The 3,965-nt window shown below is 35.8% G+C and carries 4 protein-coding genes; 2 read left to right on the plus strand and 2 right to left on the minus strand.

Features of this window, described 5'->3' with window-relative positions; genetic code table 11:
• Both AXF17_RS05610 and AXF17_RS05615 read right to left on the minus strand, forming a co-directional pair.
• The coding region (locus tag AXF17_RS05610; protein ID WP_207651538.1) for an IS110 family transposase at positions 1-251 on the minus strand (251 nt) is incomplete at its 3' end.
• 228 nt (positions 252-479) lie between these two features.
• Positions 480-1,289 (minus strand): IS110 family transposase, encoded by an 810-nt coding sequence (locus tag AXF17_RS05615; RefSeq protein WP_094234178.1) that lies wholly within the window; start codon positions 1,287-1,289, stop codon positions 480-482.
• Positions 1,290-1,574: 285 nt separating this feature from the next.
• Between AXF17_RS05615 and AXF17_RS05620 the strand changes: the two genes are divergently transcribed.
• On the plus strand, positions 1,575-1,847 hold the full coding sequence (locus AXF17_RS05620; RefSeq protein ID WP_094234179.1) for a hypothetical protein: 273 nt from the start codon (positions 1,575-1,577) through the stop codon (positions 1,845-1,847).
• A gap of 409 nt (positions 1,848-2,256) precedes the next feature.
• Positions 2,257-3,621: a hypothetical protein gene (locus AXF17_RS05625; RefSeq protein WP_094234180.1), complete on the plus strand. Its 1,365-nt coding sequence runs from the start codon at positions 2,257-2,259 to the stop codon at positions 3,619-3,621.
• The last annotated feature ends 344 nt before the right edge of the window (positions 3,622-3,965 follow it).

Genomic DNA, 3,965 nt, shown 5'->3' on the forward strand with positions numbered 1-3,965 from the left:
TTGATAACAAAGCTGGCTAGGCCGTTATCAAGGAGCGAGCGCAGAAGGTTGAGATGATAGTGTCCGGTAGCTTCAAGACCTACTTTTATTTCTGTCAGGTCTGAAGTCAACGACCAGATCTTCTCATAAAGCTCGTCGAATCCCCGTAGCGAGTTCCGGATGGTGAACGGAGAGAACAGGATCTCCCCATCAGAGCCGAGGATACAGCAGTCGTGCTTATCCTTGGCGATATCAATGCCAACATAGATCATAATCAGATCATCCTTAAAGTATATTGATGCTGCTGTCGATCCACAGGGCTCTCTGCCGGATGTAACCTCGTTCTACATAAACCGTCATGCGGTATCTAACTGATTAACAATGAGACAGAGAGGCAGTAGTTGGATCCTCACTAAAACCGTCTATGCGGTAGGTGAAAAAAACCAATCCACAGCATCTTCAACAGCATAGCCTAACCTGTAGAAAAGGTAAAGAAAAGGCTATGACACTATAATACGAGGGTTGATATTATTGATTAGTTTAGCAATCTGAACTTCGATTGATTCAATTTCAGAAACACATTCGCGATACAGAGATAATAAGCTGTTAAGCTGCATTAGAAATATCTCATTGGATTCACCAACGGTATTAGTTGCTAATTCCTTAAGTTTTATAAACTTCTGAATAGAAAACTTACCACGAGATAATTTTCGTAGATGCTCATATGAAGCAGAGTTCATGCGAGATATCCTTTCAGAAGAACCATAGTTTTCAAGCAGATAAAGTGCAGTAGCACCTAATCTGTTATTGAAAAAAGGCTTAAACTCAGGGAATATAACATCGAGGACGTTAGTTATCTTAATCAGATAAAAAGAACGTTGTTTAACAAGGGTTTCGCGAAATCTTGTTAATGATTTCAAAGAATAGGTATGGTAAAATCCATTTGTATGGGGTTTGAACTCTACCGTACCTAGCCAGCGGGCAATGGAGTAGCAATCAATTGCATCCGTCTTGGTTCTTCTGAGAGATTGAGACTTGTTAAACTTTGCAAGAAGTACAGGATTGAATTCCATGAAAGCGTAGTGGGCTTTTTCAAGGAATAGCTTCAGATTCAGAGCATAGTGTGCAGTAGATTCAAACCCTATTTTTATGTCTTCTGAATCTGGAAGAGAATTAAGCGTATCCAAGAACAAAGCAAAGCCATCGGCGTCATTTTTGAAGCTAAATGGCTCACGAATTACTACACCATCACTATTAATGATGCAGCAATCATGCTTGTATTTGGAAATATCAATGCCGACAAGCAACATGGTGAAAACCTCCTTTGGGAAATATTAGAGCACTGCTGTTTTCCACAGAGTTTTCGTCTATGTAAACACGTGAATAGAAACGTCTAAGCGTTGACAAACTAATTAACAATAGAGACGAAAAACTGTGGTTTGAGTCACCTCGTAACAGTCAAAGCTGTAAAGACATAGAAATAAATCCACAGTGCTTCGTAAAATATTATATAGGATTAATCAAATAACCGAGAATACTCGGAGAAAGGAAAAATCCAGACCTATATCAGGTAATTGGATTATACGAGAATACTAATGAATGACAGCAACTACATAATGCTGGGTAAAATTTTTTTAATTCTTACAGCATTTTGCCTGACAATCATGATTGTCACAATAATAAGAAGAGCTTTAGATAAAACTAAAAAATACAAAGGCGACCATATGGCCACAGGGATGATTATAGGTATTTCGATGGGCTTGCTAATAGGTGTTATACTTGATGGATCAGGGGTCGGTTTTGTTATGGCAATGTCTTTTGGCGAGATATTAGGTATGACTATCGGTGTGTTAATTCCAAAGAAATAATGCAGTTAAACAAGGAAACTCTTCGTTTGTTTTAAATAATTACAGCTAGTAAAGATGGACTATATATAAAAAACTTATAAGACGGGAAGGATTCGTTAAGACCAATAATAATTCAAAAACTGGCGATGTTTCCGATAGGATGTGTATAACAAAGGTGGTAGTTTTGAAGTAATAGTCATAATGATACAGTCTCTAGTTAGCAAGATAAGAGGGTTAGCTGTGGTAAAATGCATTTTAACAAAAAGAAGACAGTGTTTGTTAACTGAATATAAGAAGATTATATGAAAAAGGTCTAAACATTATGTTTATACCTTTTTCATTAGAAATTCAGCTATATTATATAAAATATAAGTAACTGATAAGATAAGCCATAGATAATGCAGTATGTAGTTCTGTATGAGGAGGACGCATGAACAAGGTTAACATAGATTCTCATAAAACAAGCAAATTTTGCTTATTAAAAAATCTAGCTAAGAGGCATGATAAGATTATTATATGTAGTCTTGTTATTTTAATTGTTACAAGTATTGTTATTACAAGCGTTTCTGTGTCCTATGGTAAAAAAAATAGCGTTGCAAAGAGACTTAAATCTGAAGGCTTTATAATAGAGGTGTATGACACACAAGATAATCGTGTAGAAACAAAAGAACAATTGGATGGTCTACGTGGGAACTATGTTGTAAAACTTGTATCAAAAGAAACAACCAATAAGCGCATTGAACTAACTTATAGAGCTAATGGGATAGAGTCTATTGCATGCATTGATTCATTTGACGAATGTAGCGGTTCGTACTACGTCATAAGAGGAGCTTTAGACGCTGAATACTACCTAGTTTATTACATGCAAGACTATGATACTCCCATTAAGTATTATTCTGAAATAATAAAAGGATCAAAAGTCGATATAAGGCATTATTTTAATCCAGAAGGAAAGCTTAGTAAAGAAGATGGGAAAGCTTATCTAAATGACCTTAAAAGCTTCATAACTAAATACAAGTTAGATAAGAAGTCACTAAAGACTCTTGCTAAAGAAACAAACTATTTTAGAAATAGTTTAACCTCAAAAAGAGAGATTGTAAAAGCAGAGCAAAAAGAGGTGAAAAGATACCGCAAAGTTGCCATAGATTATTTGAAAAATAAGTATGATATTATCCCAACTTCTATACGTAGAATCAAGCGTGATAAAGTTGAAACAACTAATACAAAGGTATTTGAGGTTACATATGGCAATGAACAGTTTAATGTAATTGTAGATTTGGATACTGAAGGTGCAATAAAGTGCGGTGACACAAGGCAGAGTTATGAAATTGAAAATGCTACGAAAAGGTATATTGCAGACAGGCTTGGGGTTCAGCAATATAATATATACTTTAAAACATCAGAAGATGATTTTTATACAGCAAAATATCGTAATGGAATGGATATAAGTGCCTTTTATAGAGAAGAACTAGGTGTAGGTGTTAGAGCAGAGCGTGTACATAGCGTTGATGTGTGTGTGTTACTTCCGGACTCAATTAGCAATTTAAAAAGTAGATATCTGTGCGCAGCAACATCAACAGGTGATGAACTTTTGAGAGTCAAGAACTTTGATATATATACTGTAACAGGCGACCTGAACACGGCATATTCAACGCAAGCAGATGATCAAAAAGCTGTTGAATATCTGAAGATAGCTTACAGCAGGGGTGATAAATATGAAACCCGGTCAGTTTTATATGGAATAAAAGGTGAGTTAGTATGGTCGAATGAGACAAAGATAAATAACCGTGAATAAAAATCTAAATGTTGGATTTCTAATGAATGATAAAGAGCAATATAATTTGAAAAAAGTAGAAAATCGTTTGTCGCAACAATTCGGCAAACGATTTTTATTGGTTCTGCTTTAGCAGTGGATTCGCCGAGCGATAGCGAAGTGAATCAATAAACCACCGGCTATGCCGGTGTGATTAGGATAGCTTTAGCTTCAAGAAAAAAACCTCCAGTGTTATCATGGTGTTGGTTCGCCAACCACATCAAATAACAAAGGAGGTTGCCATCGTGGATGACAAAAATACTCTAGCACACACAAGCTGGAGATGTAAATATCATATAGTATTTGCACCGAAGTATAGAAGAAAA

Source organism: Mogibacterium pumilum (genome assembly GCF_002243385.1).
Classification (GTDB): domain Bacteria; phylum Bacillota; class Clostridia; order Peptostreptococcales; family Anaerovoracaceae; genus Mogibacterium; species Mogibacterium pumilum.